17 protein-coding genes and 1 pseudogene are annotated in these 16,304 nt (G+C 35.4%); 6 read left to right on the forward strand and 12 right to left on the reverse strand.

All coding sequences use genetic code 11. From position 1 onward, the window contains the following. Positions 1-63: 63 nt before the first annotated feature. Positions 64-807, reverse strand: coding sequence for an SDR family NAD(P)-dependent oxidoreductase (locus NFR46_RS06180; RefSeq protein ID WP_098045271.1), 744 nt, complete (start codon positions 805-807; stop codon positions 64-66). Positions 808-1,022: 215 nt separating this feature from the next. On the opposite strand from NFR46_RS06180, the gene NFR46_RS06185 reads away from it, so the two are divergent. Further along, positions 1,023-1,799 carry an N-acetylmuramoyl-L-alanine amidase gene (locus tag NFR46_RS06185; protein ID WP_251575641.1) on the forward strand — a complete coding sequence of 259 codons (777 nt, stop codon included), beginning with the start codon at positions 1,023-1,025 and terminating at the stop codon, positions 1,797-1,799. A 66-nt stretch (positions 1,800-1,865) separates the two neighbouring features. Here NFR46_RS06185 and NFR46_RS06190 read toward each other — a convergent pair. The 3 genes and pseudogenes from NFR46_RS06190 to NFR46_RS06200 form a co-directional block, all read right to left on the reverse strand. Beyond that, positions 1,866-2,090: pseudogene (locus NFR46_RS06190) on the reverse strand (amidase); the annotation flags it as partial. Beyond that, the gene (gene rfbD / locus NFR46_RS06195) at positions 2,063-2,911 is read right to left on the reverse strand and encodes a dTDP-4-dehydrorhamnose reductase (protein WP_251575643.1); all 849 of its coding nucleotides are present in this window, start codon (positions 2,909-2,911) and stop codon (positions 2,063-2,065) included. The pseudogene NFR46_RS06190 and the gene rfbD, both read right to left, overlap by 28 nt. An 81-nt stretch (positions 2,912-2,992) precedes the next feature. Continuing rightward, the gene (locus NFR46_RS06200; RefSeq protein ID WP_251575645.1) at positions 2,993-3,379 is read right to left on the reverse strand and encodes a type II toxin-antitoxin system HicB family antitoxin; all 387 of its coding nucleotides are present in this window, start codon (positions 3,377-3,379) and stop codon (positions 2,993-2,995) included. A 419-nt stretch (positions 3,380-3,798) separates the two neighbouring features. Here NFR46_RS06200 and NFR46_RS06205 point away from each other — a divergent pair, with 419 nt between their 5' ends. Both NFR46_RS06205 and NFR46_RS06210 read left to right on the forward strand, forming a co-directional pair. Next, positions 3,799-4,236, forward strand: a complete 438-nt coding sequence (locus tag NFR46_RS06205) for an OsmC family protein (RefSeq protein WP_251575646.1) — start codon at positions 3,799-3,801, stop codon at positions 4,234-4,236. 3 nt (positions 4,237-4,239) lie between these two features. Beyond that, the gene (locus tag NFR46_RS06210) at positions 4,240-5,253 is read left to right on the forward strand and encodes a lipoate--protein ligase (protein ID WP_251575647.1); all 1,014 of its coding nucleotides are present in this window, start codon (positions 4,240-4,242) and stop codon (positions 5,251-5,253) included. Between the two features lie 165 nt (positions 5,254-5,418). Here the strand turns inward: NFR46_RS06210 and NFR46_RS06215 are convergent, their stop codons facing one another. The 3 genes from NFR46_RS06215 to NFR46_RS06225 all read right to left on the reverse strand — a co-directional run bounded on the left by NFR46_RS06215 (position 5,419) and on the right by NFR46_RS06225 (position 8,032). After that, positions 5,419-6,432 (reverse strand): Abi family protein, encoded by a 1,014-nt coding sequence (locus tag NFR46_RS06215; protein ID WP_251575648.1) that lies wholly within the window; start codon positions 6,430-6,432, stop codon positions 5,419-5,421. Between the two features lie 184 nt (positions 6,433-6,616). Continuing rightward, positions 6,617-6,928, reverse strand: a complete 312-nt coding sequence (locus tag NFR46_RS06220; RefSeq protein ID WP_251575651.1) for an SDR family oxidoreductase — start codon at positions 6,926-6,928, stop codon at positions 6,617-6,619. 12 nt (positions 6,929-6,940) lie between these two features. Then, positions 6,941-8,032, reverse strand: coding sequence for an NAD(P)-dependent alcohol dehydrogenase (locus tag NFR46_RS06225; protein ID WP_251575653.1), 1,092 nt, complete (start codon positions 8,030-8,032; stop codon positions 6,941-6,943). Positions 8,033-8,243: 211 nt separating this feature from the next. Between NFR46_RS06225 and NFR46_RS06230 the strand changes: the two genes are divergently transcribed. Beyond that, complete coding sequence (locus NFR46_RS06230) at positions 8,244-8,909, forward strand: hypothetical protein (RefSeq protein WP_251575655.1); 666 nt, start codon at positions 8,244-8,246, stop codon at positions 8,907-8,909. Here NFR46_RS06230 and NFR46_RS09455 read toward each other — a convergent pair. Beyond that, entirely contained in the window at positions 8,845-9,294 is a 450-nt protein-coding gene (locus NFR46_RS09455) for an Abi family protein (RefSeq protein WP_420908590.1), read from the reverse strand. The two genes, NFR46_RS06230 and NFR46_RS09455, sit on opposite strands and share 65 nt — an antisense overlap. Positions 9,295-9,653: 359 nt before the next feature. Between NFR46_RS09455 and NFR46_RS06240 the strand changes: the two genes are divergently transcribed. Next, positions 9,654-9,803, forward strand: a complete 150-nt coding sequence (locus NFR46_RS06240; RefSeq protein ID WP_251575659.1) for a hypothetical protein — start codon at positions 9,654-9,656, stop codon at positions 9,801-9,803. A gap of 308 nt (positions 9,804-10,111) precedes the next feature. Beyond that, positions 10,112-10,330, forward strand: a complete 219-nt coding sequence (locus NFR46_RS06245) for a hypothetical protein (RefSeq protein WP_251575661.1) — start codon at positions 10,112-10,114, stop codon at positions 10,328-10,330. A 329-nt stretch (positions 10,331-10,659) separates the two neighbouring features. On the opposite strand, the gene NFR46_RS06250 is transcribed toward NFR46_RS06245, so the two are convergent. From NFR46_RS06250 to rfbB, 4 genes are all read right to left on the reverse strand, one after another. After that, positions 10,660-11,052 (reverse strand): hypothetical protein, encoded by a 393-nt coding sequence (locus NFR46_RS06250; protein ID WP_251575663.1) that lies wholly within the window; start codon positions 11,050-11,052, stop codon positions 10,660-10,662. 74 nt (positions 11,053-11,126) lie between these two features. Then, complete coding sequence (locus tag NFR46_RS06255; protein WP_251575665.1) at positions 11,127-12,125, reverse strand: restriction endonuclease subunit S; 999 nt, start codon at positions 12,123-12,125, stop codon at positions 11,127-11,129. Continuing rightward, on the reverse strand, positions 12,115-14,106 hold the full coding sequence (locus tag NFR46_RS06260; RefSeq protein WP_251575667.1) for an HsdM family class I SAM-dependent methyltransferase: 1,992 nt from the start codon (positions 14,104-14,106) through the stop codon (positions 12,115-12,117). The genes NFR46_RS06255 and NFR46_RS06260 overlap by 11 nt, the downstream gene beginning before the upstream one ends. 1,145 nt (positions 14,107-15,251) lie before the next feature. Continuing rightward, complete coding sequence (gene rfbB, locus NFR46_RS06265) at positions 15,252-16,295, reverse strand: dTDP-glucose 4,6-dehydratase (protein ID WP_251575669.1); 1,044 nt, start codon at positions 16,293-16,295, stop codon at positions 15,252-15,254. Positions 16,296-16,304 lie beyond the last annotated feature (9 nt).

A 16,304-nucleotide genomic window follows, 5' to 3' on the forward strand; every position in this document is an offset into this window, starting at 1 on the left:
AGTAGCTAACGTTTGCATTTCAGACGTCAGCTACTCCTTTTAAACTGATAAATTTTAACTTGTTTACTTTGCCGTTAACCCGCCATCAACAATAAACTCAGAGCCGGTAGAATAATCAGCTTCATCTGAGGCGAGAAAGGCAACCATTTGCGAAACATCTTCTGGTTTGGCGATTCGCTGCAACGGAATTGTCTTTGCGAACGCCTTAACTTCATCACTATTATCATTTTGCTTAATCATTGGTGTTTCAACAACTCCGGGGTGAACCGAGTTAACACGAATGTTATACGGTGCTAGCTCAAGAGCGGCTGCTTTGGTCATCCCCCGAACAGCAAATTTAGTGTCAGTATAACCGATTGCACCACCAACTAAGCCATCAATTGATGAAATGTTAACGATACTTCCCGATTTCTGGTTCTTCATTACTTCACCAACGTACTTAATTCCAATAAAGGTTGAAAGTTGATTAATTTTAACAATCTTCAAATAATCATCAACGCTATAATCAAAGATTGACTTAGTGATACTAATCCCCGCATTGTTAACTAACACATCAATCTTGCCAAACTTAGCTAATGTTTCCTTAACGACCTTTTGCCAATCCTGTTCGCTGGAAACATCTTGTTTAACAAAAAGCGTCTTTTCACCAGTCGGGTCAAGTTCCTTTGCCAAAGCTTCACCCTTTTCAGCATTAATATCAGTAATGACAACCTTAGCACCATCCTGGACAAAGAGACGGGCATGACTTGCACCCATTCCCTGTGATGCACCAGTGATGATTGCTACTTTACCATCTAATTTACCCATATTCATTTCCTCCATTCCGAGATACTAAGCATCTCTATAACTTCAATTATAAAGATTGCGCTTACATTAAGCAAACAATCAACATTACGTAATAAATGCACCTTATAACCTTCGCAACTATTTTAACCAATTTTGAATAAGATCACCCTTGCAAACATTAAGTCGATTATCTAAAATCTAATCAATTATCTTACTTTAAAAAAGAAATAACTAAAGTGAAACGAATAGTTTATCTTTTACTGGCACTTTTAGGAATAACTAGCCTGACTTATGGTTTCTTTCACTTTCATGGTTCTAACGCGATCCACTATGTCAACTCTGCCACGCTAAAAGGAAATCATTTTTACCAAAATGGTTGGTATTACGACGGCAATGACTGGGCGTATGTTCGTAATGGTCATAAGCTAACGAGAAACCGAACGATTAATAACGTGCAGTATCACTTCAATCAAAATGGGATTCAAATTTTGCCTTACCGAGTCAATCATCAGTATGAGCTTAGTGCTAACCAGGGTTCAACCTTGCAAGCAAACAACAAGTACATTATCCTGCACGACGTTGGTAGTGAGGCAACCGGCACTCAGGCAGCCAGCTATATGCAACGAACTGCCATTCCCAACCGCGTCTACACTAACTTTATTGTTGGCAATAATGGGATTGTTTACCAGATTAAACGACCCAGTATCGTTTCTTGGGGTGCCGGGACAGAAGCCAATAATAATTCTGCCGCCCAGATTGAACTCGGTCGCAGCCAAACGCAAAGTGGCTTTGAGCAAGACTATAAAACGTATATTTTGCTAGCCCGTGATCTAGCCGAAAAATATAGCATCCCCTTGACCCTTGATGCCGGTAAAGCTGATACTCGTGGCCTAAAAAGTCATCTTTGGGTGACCCAAAATCTCTGGGGCGATCATCAGGATCCCTATGGCTACTTAAAAGAACACGGCATTAGTAAAAAGCAGTTAGCCTCAGACTTGGCGAACGGGATATAAAATCATTATTACAAAATATCTCATAGCCGTTAGATAGCATTCTAGCGACTATGAGGTATTTCTTTTTTATTGAAAAAGAGTTGGGTGAAGCATTTTAAATTGATGATGCTCTTCAAACAACTTGGCCATTTGTAATAACAGGGCTTCATTTTCTTTACGAGCTTAACTGGATTCCTAGCGGTGTCCCGTTAGCACAGACATGCGTTGGCAAACTAATCGCTGGTTCACCGGTCATATTCGCCTGTTCAGTAAATGGCGTATTGTTAGTGCCGGAAGCCATTGATCATAAATCTTTCCAACACCTTTTGCCAACTTGGCACTTCAAATCCGGTTGCTTTGACCTTATCCAAGCTCATGATTGAATGCCGCGGACGGTAAGCCTTTTGCGGATATTCTGCTGAAGTAACGGGACTAACTTCAACATTTTCATTTTTTAAGATCTCTCGAGCAAATTCATACCAAGTACAAGAATCATCGTTTGATAGTTGGTAAGTACCGTATGGGATCTGATGGTCAATTGCATATAGCATAAATTCAGCTAACGTCCGTGTCCATGTTGGTCGGCCAACTTGATCATCAACCACTGTTAAATGGTCGTGAGTCTTGGCTAAACGAAGCATTGTGTAGACAAAGTTCTTCCCGTATTTACCAAAGACCCAGGAAGTCCGAATGATGTAGTACTGATCCATGATCGATTTGACTGCTTCTTCACCAGCAAGTTTAGCCTTACCGTACTCATTCTTCGGGTTAGTAGAAGCATCGACCTGATATTCGTCCTCATTGGTTCCATCAAAGACATAGTCAGTACTAATATAAACCAGCGTTGCACCAATTGCTTGAGCAGCTTCAGCAACATTTTTGGTTCCATCTTCATTAACTTGCCAATTCAGGTCCTTATCCTCATCTTCTGCCTTGTCCACAGCGGTATAGGCAGCACAATGGAATACAACTGCTGGTTTTAATTTGGCAAACTTAGCGTTAACTTGTTCTTGATTAGTAATGTTCAATCCTTTGGAGCCAAAGGCATCATAAGCAATTCCCTTTTCATCTAATAAGTGACATAATTCAGTACCTAGTTGACCGTGAGCACCAGTAATTAAGATTTTCGACATTTAATAACTCCCCTTAAATAATAACTTTTAATCTTCTAACTGTGTATAAACCACCTTAACTAACTATAGAGTATTTAGTATTTACACACTTAACTTTTTCTTCAATGCTGCCGTCATTACTTCGCTAAAATTAATCTTATTTTCTTTTCCCAATTCATTTAAGTAATTTGGAATCGAAATTGTCTTCTTAACTACCCGATTATCATTCTTACGTTTGTATTCAGAAACGTTCACTGTCACCAAAGTTACAATTGCCCCTTCTCCCGCTTTAGGCAATTTAGCATTTGATTCAGGCAATTTATTTTCTAACGAGAATGTACCAATATAATCCTTTGCCATTTCCATCGCATCCGCAACAGACTTCCCCTCAGTCATACCATCAATATCCGGAATTTCAACAAAGTAAGGATATTCGTTACTCCCCTTATCCTTAGTAATTATAATTGGAAATACTCTAATCTCATCCATGATTGTTCCTCCTACTAAGAATTTTTTTCAATTACCTTAAATTAAACTTTTTTATTAAAGAATTATAGAGTCTATCACTGATCTTTGGATGTCTCGGTAATTGAGTCTTAACTTTTCCATTTGACCAAATATCATGATTTTCACCATGTCTAACAAAGAACCAGCCATTTAGCTTAAACCTTTTTTCGACATCTCGTCGTCTTACCAAACATTCCACATCTTTTCTTTATTATATCATACGTATTTACTACGTATGAAGGCTAACTCCTACATTTAGAGAACCTCTATTAATAAAGAACGTAAAGAAAGAGAAATGTTACTATTTAAATTTTACTATACAAATTAATTACTTTTGTATCTTTTAAACTACTTTCATACGGACTATAATTAAGTAAGCGGATTCAAAGGAGGCAGTTTAAATGACTGAAAAGATCCTGTATCAAACAGTAGTAGAAAACGATGCTGGAATTAACGGCCACGCGAAGGTAATCCACGGCGGCGATTTAGACGTTTTAACCAGTAACCCAGTTCACGATAATCCGGGTACTAATCCAGAACAGTTAATTGGACTTGCTTTGGCAACTTGTCTTAATGCCACAATCGAAGCTGAAGAAAAGCGTCGTGGATTAGCTCATCAAAGCGTCGTTCGGGTTGGCGTCAAGATGGGATTTGATAATCCTGGCTTTCAGTTTTGGCTAGATGCACAGGTAAAAATTCCCCAAGTTGAACATGATGAAGCAGTAGCAATCCTCAGGAAAGCAGAGACTCGTTGTCCAGTCGCTAAACTTCTTCAGGATAACGACAACGTTTCTGTTCACCTGGTTGACAATTTCAATTTTAACGAAAAAGAGGATTAACAAATGAAATATCTTGTAACTGATAGCCGTGATATTCGGTATAACCTAGCACTCGAAACTTATTTAATGGAGCACGCCAACCTAGATGAGCCAATCCTTTACTTCTACATCAACTCGCCATGCATTATTCTTGGTCGTTACCAGGATGCCTACGAAGAAATTAACCAAGAATATGTTGATCAACATAACATTATCGTGACTCGGCGAACTTCTGGCGGTGGCGCTGTTTATGACGATCTTGGTAATGTTAGCTTTAGTTTTATTACTAAGGATGATGACGATTCAATTGGTAACTTTAGAAAATTTACCGATCCAGTTATTACCGCACTCCATAAACTAGGAGCAACTGAAGCAAAGATGACGGGGCGAAATGATTTGCAGATTAATGGCAAGAAGTTTTCAGGAAACGCGATGAAAACCGAAAAGGGGCGAATGTTCTCGCACGGTACCCTGATGTATGATGTTGATCTTAGCGTGATTGGTAAAGCGCTGAATGTTCCAGCAGATAAAATTGCTTCTAAGGGAATCAAGTCAGTTCATAGCCGCGTAACTAATTTAAAGCCCTTCTTTAAACCTGAATTTCAGAATTTAACAATTGAAGAATTCCGTGATACTTTGGCGAAAACAATTCTGGGTGTTGATGATTTAAACGATGCCAAGGAGTACGAGCTAGATACAAAAACGAAGCGCGACGTTGAAGAACTTAATCAATCAGTCTTCAGTAATTGGGATTGGATTTACGGTCAATCGCCAAAGGCTGCCATCCAACATCGGAAGCACTTCCCCCAAGGAACAGTCGATTTCCGGCTAACAATTAAGGATGGCCGAATAGCTGCGTTAACAACCTATGGCGATTTTTTCGGTCAGAAACCAATTGAAGAATTTGAAAAGCAATTAATCGGTACTCGTTATGACCGGACTGCTGTCAAAAATGTGTTGGATAATATTGAATTAAGTGATTACTTTGGGAAAATTCCAGGAACTGACATTTTAGACTTGTTATTAAGACAAGAATAAATTAAGCTCCGATACCAGATTGTTAATGGGATGGTATCGGAGCTTAATTTATTTTGAAATTTCAAATAACAAAACCCCAGACGTATCCGGGGCTTCAGATGCAGGCACCTATTAAAGCCCTACACCTTAATACACATTTGAATATACATTATATCTGCTTTTTTGTCAATTTATGTATTTCTTTAATTTATTTAGCTTTAATTTGAAACGCTCACCAATAATTAGATTATACACAGAATAAGGTAATGGCTCTCTATTATGAGCAATTTCTTCAGTTGATTTATATAGGATGTTTACTGAATTTTCAAAATCGGTAATATAAGAATTCAACTCATTCCTACTATTACCGCTCTCTTTCAGAAAAATCATTAAAAGGGCTAAATAATCGAACAAAATATCAAAATTCGTTTCAGCTTCCAAGTGTAATTTATTCATCACTGTTGCTTTCAAATTTTGTGCAACATTTTGAGCTTTTCTAAATCGACAATCAAAAATTATATGATTATGTGCAACGGCATTCCTGAGATCTTTAATCAAGAAAATTGACTGTTCTAAAATTTTTACATTCTCATCATACTGTGAATTATAGAGATTTAAGAAATCCGCTACTTTTTCCTTATCTTCTCTATTCAAGCAAGCAACATAATTTCCAACATTACCAAGACTAATTACTTCAAAAAGAGCCCAAAGAGGAACAGATTTATTTTCTTCTATGTAATGCTTAATAACAATATTATCAGAAGCATAAGCATAAGCTATCTCACTATCAAAGTCTTTCTTTAATCTTAGCCTTTTATTAATACTCTTAGTTCTTCTACGTCCTCTTTGTGAACGATAAAAAGTTAATTTTTGCCTATATACATTATCAAAAGATGGATCAATCCCTAATACTGAATAATTCGCTATTAAATTCTTAATAATGGTTTCAAATTTCATTGTTATCGGATAAAAAATAGTCTTCATTTGCTGATCAAAATTAGCGATAGCAACGATCTGTTCAAAATTATGAATTCCAATGAACGGATGAGCAACATCTTTATTAAATTTATAACCTTTATATCCATGATAATAACCAATATTTACAAGTTTTTTCTTGTCTTCAGAGCCTCTTATCTCTATGTTATGGCTATTCCGAATATGCCTCATTAAACTATCAAATGATTTACCTCTTTTTTCCATAATATTTTCCTCACTAATAATTACTTACATTAATTTTACCATTATTAGCAGTAATTATGCGAACATATGTTTAAAATCTAAGACTTGAAAGCCCAGAATTATGGCAATCGACCGTAATTCTGGATTTTTAAGTCTTAGATAAAAAATATATCTTATATTACAAGTACATTAAAATAACTGAAAATCATTTCTGCAAAATATCATGAATATTCTTTTGCGGGATAAAGGAATTAGTACTCCAACCACCATCAATTATTAAATCCGCACCGGTCATAAATTTAGATTCGTCGGATGCTAGGTAAACAAATGCATATCCGATATCATCGGCTTCCCCAACGTATGGTGGTAAGTTAATTTTCCCTTTATGCAATTCTCCCATTGCAGCTTGCGACTCAATACCTGATTCTTTAACCATCCCTGTAAAGATTGGTCCAGGATTAATATTGTTAACTCGAATATGATACTGAGCAAACCATTGTGCAGCATGACGCGTCATTGCATCAATACCTTAATTGAATAAAATAACCGGTTTAATAATTTTCCCAGATTCAAAATCAGCAAATGCTTGCTTAACATCACTGAATTGATAAAAACTCATCAGCTTATCAAGCGGAAACTTACCTTTTTTATAGTAACTAACCAATTTATTAATAAATAATTGTGGAATTGCATCACCCTCAATTAACCCAATCACTTGTTTAGAATCTCCCATGATATCCATTCCGGATAGATTCAATGGACCAGCAATACCAATAATATAAAGCTTTCCAGCCGTCGTAAGAGAAGCTAATTGTTCCTTGATTAACGGTGCGTTCCCGGTAGTATCAACTGCATATTCAGGACCCTTAGGCACTATTTCTCTAATTGCTGAAACGATGTCATCAGCATTATTAGTATTGATAACATCAGTTGCACCTAATTCTTTAGCCATCTTCAATTTAGAATCATTACGATCAAGTACAATTAAGTGCTCTGGATTATAAAGATTAGCAGCCATTACAGCAGCAAGACCAACGCCACCAGCGCCAGCAATAATAATTGAAGAGCCAAATTCTGGCTTTACACCATTAATTACCGTCCCGGAGCCAGTTAAAAATCCACAGCCAAGAGGCGCTAAATATTTAAGTTCAACATCTGGATCCACCTTAACAACATTATGCTCATCAGCAACAATATAATTAGATAAGGAAGATTGACCGAAGAAAGTACTCAAGTCGCTCCCGTCTTTAAAGTGTAGACGATGAGTACCATCATAGTTTTTACCACCAAAACATAGTTCATTAAGATGTTCACATTGTGCGGGATGACCGCTTAAGCAGTGTGAACAATGACCGCAGTAACTAAAAGAAACAACTACATGATCTCCTGGCTTAATCGTTGTAACGTTATCGCCAACTTGCTCAACTATTCCTGAGCCTTCGTGACCTAATGCAACCGGATAAGGAGACATCCCCATATCTCGTCCAGCAATATCGGTATGACAAATACCAGTGGCAACCGTTTTTATTAACACTTCATTAGCTTTAGGATTGTCAAGTACCACGTCTTTAACTTTAATAGGCGCACCTTTTTCCTCTACAACTACCGATTTAATATTCATGGTATCTATCTCCTTAAATCATTTTGCTCAACAGTAAACATGTGCTAAAAATATTATAATCCATATAAAAGGACATTGCTATATTTCTCCATCTTTACTGATATAATGTAATTACTAATTTATACGGAGGTAAAATAATGTTATTTCTTCATCAAACTGGTTTCGCGTAAGTGGCCTAAGTTAATTAGGTCCTGAAAGGGCTTTATGCGAAATGACAGATTATTACGTTATTGATGATAAAATTTATGGACATTATCCAATTGCTTATAAGTATTCCGAACTGATTAAAGCACTTAACAATGCTAATATTCGGCATATATTTGATTTTGATATTACTCTTTTTGATACATTAGTACTATATCAAAACGTGAAATCAATCAGCCGGTTACCCGATGGCTTTTTCAAAATAGTTTGTGATTCTCATCGAACTATTTATGATAAAGAGTTAACTCGGCTACTTTATTCTTCTAATGCTTGGTATCAAAACGCCAAAGCTAAAGAAACTTGGGACGGCCAAATGAATTACCTTGCCCAATCTAACCTGCTTGGTAATCCAGTCTTTGTTCCATTCTTACCTACCATAAGTCACCACGCACGGTCAAAGAATCTCACTATGCGCCATCCATCCCACTCATCCATTCGTTGGAAAAATGGTCGAGTTGGTCATACGATGAGTGCAAACGCGCGGTATACTCATTGGAAACGAGAATTGATTACTAAACTCGATGAGTATCCGATTACTCACCATAATCGTAAAGATAGACGCCATCAATTCCGCTTTCCGGTTTTCGATGACGATGAATACTGTTTTGCTAAGCATTCAACTGGCTGGAAATATTCCACAAAACATAAGCATCAATACGAAATTCATCAATGAATCTATTTAAAGAAATGAAGCATCCTGTTGTGGGTGCTTCATTTTTTGATAGTATATAACTTTTCTCAATATTTTCTCGATAGTTATTAAAAGACATGACGCTGGAGCAGGGGCTACTTTCCATTTTATTTATTTGACATATTGCTGAAGGAGTTATCGCTGCTTGATGTTTATTTCCATATGTATAAGATTTAAGGTCATGAAAATCTTTAGCAATTATTTTTTGTATTTCTGAAAAGCAATTAGTATAAAAATAGTTCAAATCACCGAACGTTAAGAAGTTTACTAATACCCACAATGGAACGCTACCATATTTGAATTTCTCAGGATGAATTACTTTTCCATTAATATTCTTCCTTAGAAATAATAACTTGTAACCATTAATTAATGAATAGTATCCATGTTATTTAAGAAGAAATTTAGCCTGACTAATATCATTAATATGTAATTCTCGTTCTTCTAAAATATCTAATTGCTCATTAATAGTTTTAAACTTCTTTTTTAAGGATCATACTCATACCTTATTTCACACCTAAAACCCCCAGAACTGACTTAAACAGAACTGAGGTAATGGTAGTTCGACACCTACTCCGAGGGCCTTTCGAACTTGATCTGTAAATATATTATTTCAAGTCATTCATCCCCTATCAATTATGAATAAAGGAAATATATAGTACCGCTCACCCTTAATTTTGAAAAAATGGTATGATTAGGTGGAATATTATATAACTTAAGGAGATATAGATGAGTACACTTGCAGAATCAAAATCAATTATTTCTGCGTGGTGGGCAAAGCGTTTTAATAGTGGCAGCCTACCGTCACTAGGAAAAATAAATGGCGCACTAAAGACGAACCACCTAAACCAGGTGGCAAAGGATCTGTTGCATTTTTAGGCCTTTATAATAAAACAAAACTACAGCGTCAAATTGGAGAAGTTCTTTTTCATGCAAAAAGTGAATATAATGACTCTAGTCAAAAAGGTTATAGCCTAGCAATTTACTTAGATAAAAATTTAAAGTTCGATCACATTCAAATTCCTTATACTACATATTTATTATTCGGTTTAAGAAAGAGAAAAGCTTCTGTTATTCATAGCGACAAAGGATACAATAATTTTTCCAAAAGAATAAATGAAATTTGTGAAAATGTGCTTTCTAAAATTGATAGCGAAAATATTTTTCAAAAACTTTTGCAGCTTGATATGCGAATAAGTAGAGATTTAGGTCTTTCAAAAGAACAAGAAGCTAGGCTTGATACGTTTCCTGGAGACTGGAACTATCGTCATCAACCTATTTTACTAGATAGTTTCTATGCTGATGACTTAATGTTTATGCCACAAATCGCGAAGACAAACGTATACATGATTATTTATTTGGTAGTGATCATAAAGGAATTAACGAAGATTGTAACACGCTCATAAATAAAGTAAGTCTAGATAACTTACCAATGGGAAAATGGCCTAGCGAAGTTGAATTTGGTAGTTCAGCACTTTAACAATGTCAAAACGAACTTAAGAACAAAAGGTATGGCTCCGGTTGAGTACCGGAATCATACCTTAGTAGCTCAATATTTCAATTTTGTTAACTTTTGCCTTGCACTTCAATTTCATTTAACTCCGCTTATTATTAGAAACTTATGTCACAGTCTCTTAATTAGATAATATTTCTTAAGTTTTTCTTTGCTTCTGGAGGCATATGAAGTGATCAACCTCTACGTAAAGCATTTTTTATTAGGACTAAGAGATAAAAATTACGAACTTAATATTTTCGTCAGAAGAGTTAATTTAATAAATACTAATCTAATAGCTTTTCTTCTTGTAAATTCATACGGTTTAACAGTTGATAAGACTTCGTTTTCAATATATCTTAACTTATCAGATATATGTCTAACTTTTTCAAGTTCAATATCACTCAGAATTAACTGATGATTAATCTTAACTCTCAATAAGTCAATTAATTCATAACCATATTTTTCTAAATGATATTTTTCCCCAAGTTGCTTTGAAACTAACTTGCTATTAAAATAGTAAGTTGCATTATTTGTAGCGTGTCTAATTGAAATATCAATTGCATATTCACTTAATGGCGGATTGCCATTAAGCACCTCTTCAAGCATTCGGGTATCTCTATCTTCAAGTTTCATTTTTTAAAAAGCTCCTATGATTATTATAAGCACATGAAAACAAAATAATTTCCACCAAATTTAGAAACTATTTATTAAATTAGATCAGCATTAGGTAAAGATTTCATATAATTCTTAATAAATTTCCAATCTGGTTCACCTATTTCATTAACAGGTAAATTTATGCGTAATTCTTTAATACGATTAGTCCCAAGTTTAAATCCATATCCAAATTGCTTCTTCTGTTGCATTATAATTGTTGTCAAAAAAAGTGCAATATATTTATTCTGAATTGGTAACTTAAAATACCTTGTATCGCCCGAAAAGTATGCAAGATATGGATGATAAAAAGAATACCCAACACTACCATTACGGTTTACACTAATTACGTTTTTTTCAAAACTCTTTGGACTATTATCTGCTAGATTAATGAATCCTGTTATCCCATTATTTTGAGAGGAAGAACCTATGAACGGAGTTGAGCCTTCTATTCTTAAATACTGAGGATAATCTTTCCCAGATTTAGGCGAACCAAATATATTCTTTATAGTAAACTGTTTCCACTTTTTTTCATTCAGTGAAATTGAATCCCTCATCTTATTTTTAGTTATAGGAAATTGCTGGATTCCAGACCTAACACTCTTCACTTTTTGAGCCATCTTTTTCCAATCTAGTTTCCCATTATCATCTAGAGGAAGGTTGATAATCAAGTTCTTTAATCTTTCATTACTTAATTTAAAACCATATGCAAATTTTGATCTTTGTTGTTCTAAAGAAGTAGCCAAGTATAGTCCCTCCTCCAGATTAATATTATGTTTATCTTTTGGATAAATAATAGTTACATCGGAAGTGGCTATAAATTTATAAGGATGAAAAAAAGCTTTTCCCAAGCCAACACTACCATTATTTCCTATTGCTAATTTATTTTCATAAATAGTTTCTCCTGGTTTAGGTTTGACACTTATTTCTCCACCGTTATTGAATCCTGTGGCACTAATTAATCTAACACCAGTTTTTCCAATATTTTGTCTTCCAGTCAAATTCTTCACATTACCTCTTTTTACTTTAAAGAAGTCACCAACCCTAATTTTCACCAAATAAGTCACCTCTTCCATGAAGTATCATATTTTGCTTAAATGCTACGTAATCCTGAATTGTTTGCATAAAATCACCATCAGTAGGTTTATCCGGGTTTGTATAATGCGCATTGTGTAACCATTCATTATCAACAGTCAATTCTGTTTTAATCAAAAAGTCCTCAGGAGCATCGCCATCATTAACAACAACATCAATTAATTTTTCACGCTTTTGCTTATTAGTCCCATTGGGTACCAAGCCTTTTTTAGGTATTAGAGTATAGCCATCATCGGTAAAGTTAATTAATTTTGTTTTCTTTTTTCCTTGACCAATACCTACTCTTTTTTCAATTATCACTACTACTGTTTGAGTTGCAGTTGGGTAGAACGTTAAAGGATTCATTGTAATAATGCTGTCAATATAATAATCATCGAGTAACCATTGCTTAAAATCTTTTAGTTCTGATGAACTTACACCTTTTCCTCCTGAAACAAGCACAGATATAGGCATTATTACAGCTAATTTGCCACCATCATCCATTAACTTCAACGCATGTTTTACGAATTTATACTCAGGTGCTTTTTTACCCTGAGAATAGGGTGGATTCATTAATACTTTTGTAATATGTGGTGCCTTGGATATAGTAAAATCACTATTTTCTTTCTCTTCACTATTTCTCACATATTTAAAGAAGTCACCATAGGTCATGTTTGACTTACCATCACCTCGAAGAATCATATTCGAAGCCGCAACGGAATATATAGATGGCTCATTTTCAACGCCATATAGGTGATTACTAACGACTTCATCAAAATGATCTTGATACTTCTGATCACGTGGAATTGACTTTATCATTCTGTTCATTCCAGCAACTAAAAAAGAACCAGAACCAGTTGTGGGATCTAGCAAATAATCCTTAGCAGTAATCTCAATAAGATCAGCCATTAAAGATGTTATATGTTTAGGCGTTAGAACAATTCCCAAGACATTCCCATCTGAGTCATTATACTTTACAAATTCTGAATAAAAATCACCAAGGATATCAGCATCCTCACCTATTTTCACCTTATTATATACATCAAATAATACTGATGTGAACTCATATAGTGGTGAATGATCCGCTAAATTTTTATTTGGCATATAAAGTGCCTTATTAATCTTAAGAAAACTAAATTCAGAAAGGATAGGTTGCACTTTACTATCATCAAAATCTGGTTCTTCTCTTTGCCGTTGTTCCAAATAAGACTGCACTGCTCTGTAAATAACAACTCCATCATTATTATTCATTGTGTCAGAACTTTTCAAATCACTTAAACTTAATTCTTTGGAATGAATTCCCAACAGAATAGCTGCCACTAAAGGTGCTTTCAAAGAGTTCTTTAGACTGGTATAAGTTCTAATGTCATTGTGTAATTTACTTGCTATTTTGGCGAGTTCTTCTGATTTTATTTCACTCTGTGGAGTCTGATGCTTAACATTAACTCGATAATACTCATCAATATTTTCAGGAGAAAATTCCGATAACCCATTAGTCTTAGGTAAAGGGATAAAACCGCCTGTTTCATTTATATAATAAGGAATTATCGATTGGCGATTCATATTTCCACCAATTCCTATTGCAAAAATATGAGGAAATAGCTTAGATTCCTTTTGGATCTGTTTTGCATACCATACAGCACCATTTACCGCATAATTCTCCGTTGATTTCTCATCAAGAATTAATATCTGATTATTCAGATTAATAGTGTTAGATATATCGTCTTTAGTCTCGATTAATACTAAATATTTATTACTGCTCGATACGCCTTGAGTTATAAACGAGAAATCAGCTACTCCTCGATTATCATTTTGTTTCTTTGACGCATGTTTCATAGCATCATACAAAGAGGGAAATGTATTTTCTACAGATTCCTTTGCCAAGTTATTTTTAGTTAATGAAAAGCCGATTTTTTCTAACTCACTAATAACCCACTGCTTAATAATATCCTCATTAGCCACTCTATGCCACCGCCTTTCGGTTAGCGATGGTTTTACTATGAATTAGGAGAGGTAAAGGCTTATTAGTAATTAGAAGCGGGATTTTACCCCCCCCATCAGATTTTTCGTAAATGCAATTTTATGGTTCATTTTAATACACCTCATAAATGTTAAATTATCTGAAATTCTAACATGCTTAATCCAAAATAAAAAAGCTTCTATAAAGAAGTCTCGTGATTAATACTCAATCTATGCTTACTTTCATTTTATCAATAATATTGGAAAAGTATGGGTAAGAGCGTTTTAATTCGTCTAGTTCTCTTTCTGTAAAGACAGTCTGTCTATCATATTTGAATGAGAGTCCTGAATCGTTATTCGCAATACTTTCCACATAATTAATTGTATCATCGTCAAAGACACTCAAATGGTATTTATCATCCGGCTTAGACACTTATCAACTTCAATGTTTTCACTGATCGCCTTCTTGAGAGATTCACGCTCCTCTTTCTTAAAAGCAAAGTGAGGTTGTATGGCATTAATAATGCTATATCAAAAAAGCTAGTAACATTCTTAGGAATAACTAAGACAACTTCATTATTAACATCATAAACATCAATAACTCAGTAACGAACTTGTTTGCCTTCCTAGCAATGCTTTGCGTACTAATCCCTTATGGTAATTTTGTCCGGTTGAATAAAGATTAGATTTACATTCCACTTCTGTTAGATAAATACCGTGTACTGATTAAATACTGATATTTCAGGTGTTTAATTATCAAAACTGTCGAATAACAACAATTCAGACAATTACCTAAGAAAATAACAACAATAACCCAGTCATTTGCTATTATTATAACAAAAACTAGATCTGTCGTAAAAGGTAGTTACTACACTATTACAGAACGACAGATCTAACTCCAAGCAATTTTAATATTTTCCTAAAACACATATCTCCAATAAATTAGTGTTTGGTACAATAACCATAATAATTTTATGCTTTTCGTCCATAAAAGAAAATCTCCTTACTGATGATTTCAGTATAGGAGACCTAAGAAGTTAAATATAGTCATGTTGTTTGTTCTTACAAAATATGTAAAGCCCCAAAAAGCAGATACTAGTTACTAGCCCAATAAGTGAAAGTACTTTAGTATCTGTCTCATTTTACTATTATTGACCATTCTTCGCATACTTAGCTTCTACAGCTGCCTTTTCGCCTTTCCACCAATCTTCATGTTGGGTGTACCAATCAATGGTATGCTGTAAGCCCTTCTTAAAGTCAGTGAATTCTGGTTCCCAACCAAGTCCAGTTTCTAGCTTAGTGGCATCAATAGCATAGCGTAAGTCATGACCAGGACGATCCTTAACGTGATCATAGGCATCCTTGGGTTGACCCATTAATTCGAGGATCATTTCCAGAACTTCTTTATTGTTCTTTTCCCCGTTAGCCCCGATCAGGTAGGTTTCGCCAATCTTACCTTTGGTTAAAATATCCCAAACGGCGCGAGAATGATCGTTAGTATGGATCCAATCACGGACGTTCTTCCCGGAACCGTAAAGCTTTGGCCGGATCCCACTTAAGATATTGGTAATCTGACGTGGAATGAACTTTTCAATGTGTTGGTAAGGACCATAGTTGTTGGAACAATTAGAAATCGTGGCCTGTAAACCAAAGGAACGCACCCAAGCCCGAACCAATAAGTCGGAACTGGCCTTGGATGAGGAATAAGGACTAGATGGCCGATATGGAGAATCAGGAGTAAACTTCTCGCCCTTGCCTTCACCGTGCCCCGGTAAGTCTTCCCGGAGTGGCAAATCGCCATAAACTTCATCAGTGGAGATATGATGATAACGGACATCATACTTCCGGCAAGCTTGAATTAGGGTAAAGGTTCCTTCAATGTTGGTCTTGATAAATGGCGTAGGGTCAATCAAGGAATTGTCATTGTGACTCTCGGCCGCATAGTGAACAACGGCATCAGCTTGGCTGACTAGCTTGTCAACGAGTTCTTTATCACAGATGTCACCAACAACTAGTTCAACCTTGTCCTTTGGCAGGCCAGCAATGTTCGCTGGATTACCGGCATAGGTTAACTTATCCAGAACGGTAATGTGTTCCACTTCTGGGTGATGATTAACCAAAAAGTGGACGAAGTTAGAACCGATAAAGCCACAACCACCAGTAACGATAATATTCTTAAATGCTTTTTCCATTAGTCAACG

It is taken from the genome of Limosilactobacillus agrestimuris (genome assembly GCF_943193105.1).
GTDB classification, from domain to species: Bacteria; Bacillota; Bacilli; order Lactobacillales; family Lactobacillaceae; genus Limosilactobacillus; species Limosilactobacillus agrestimuris.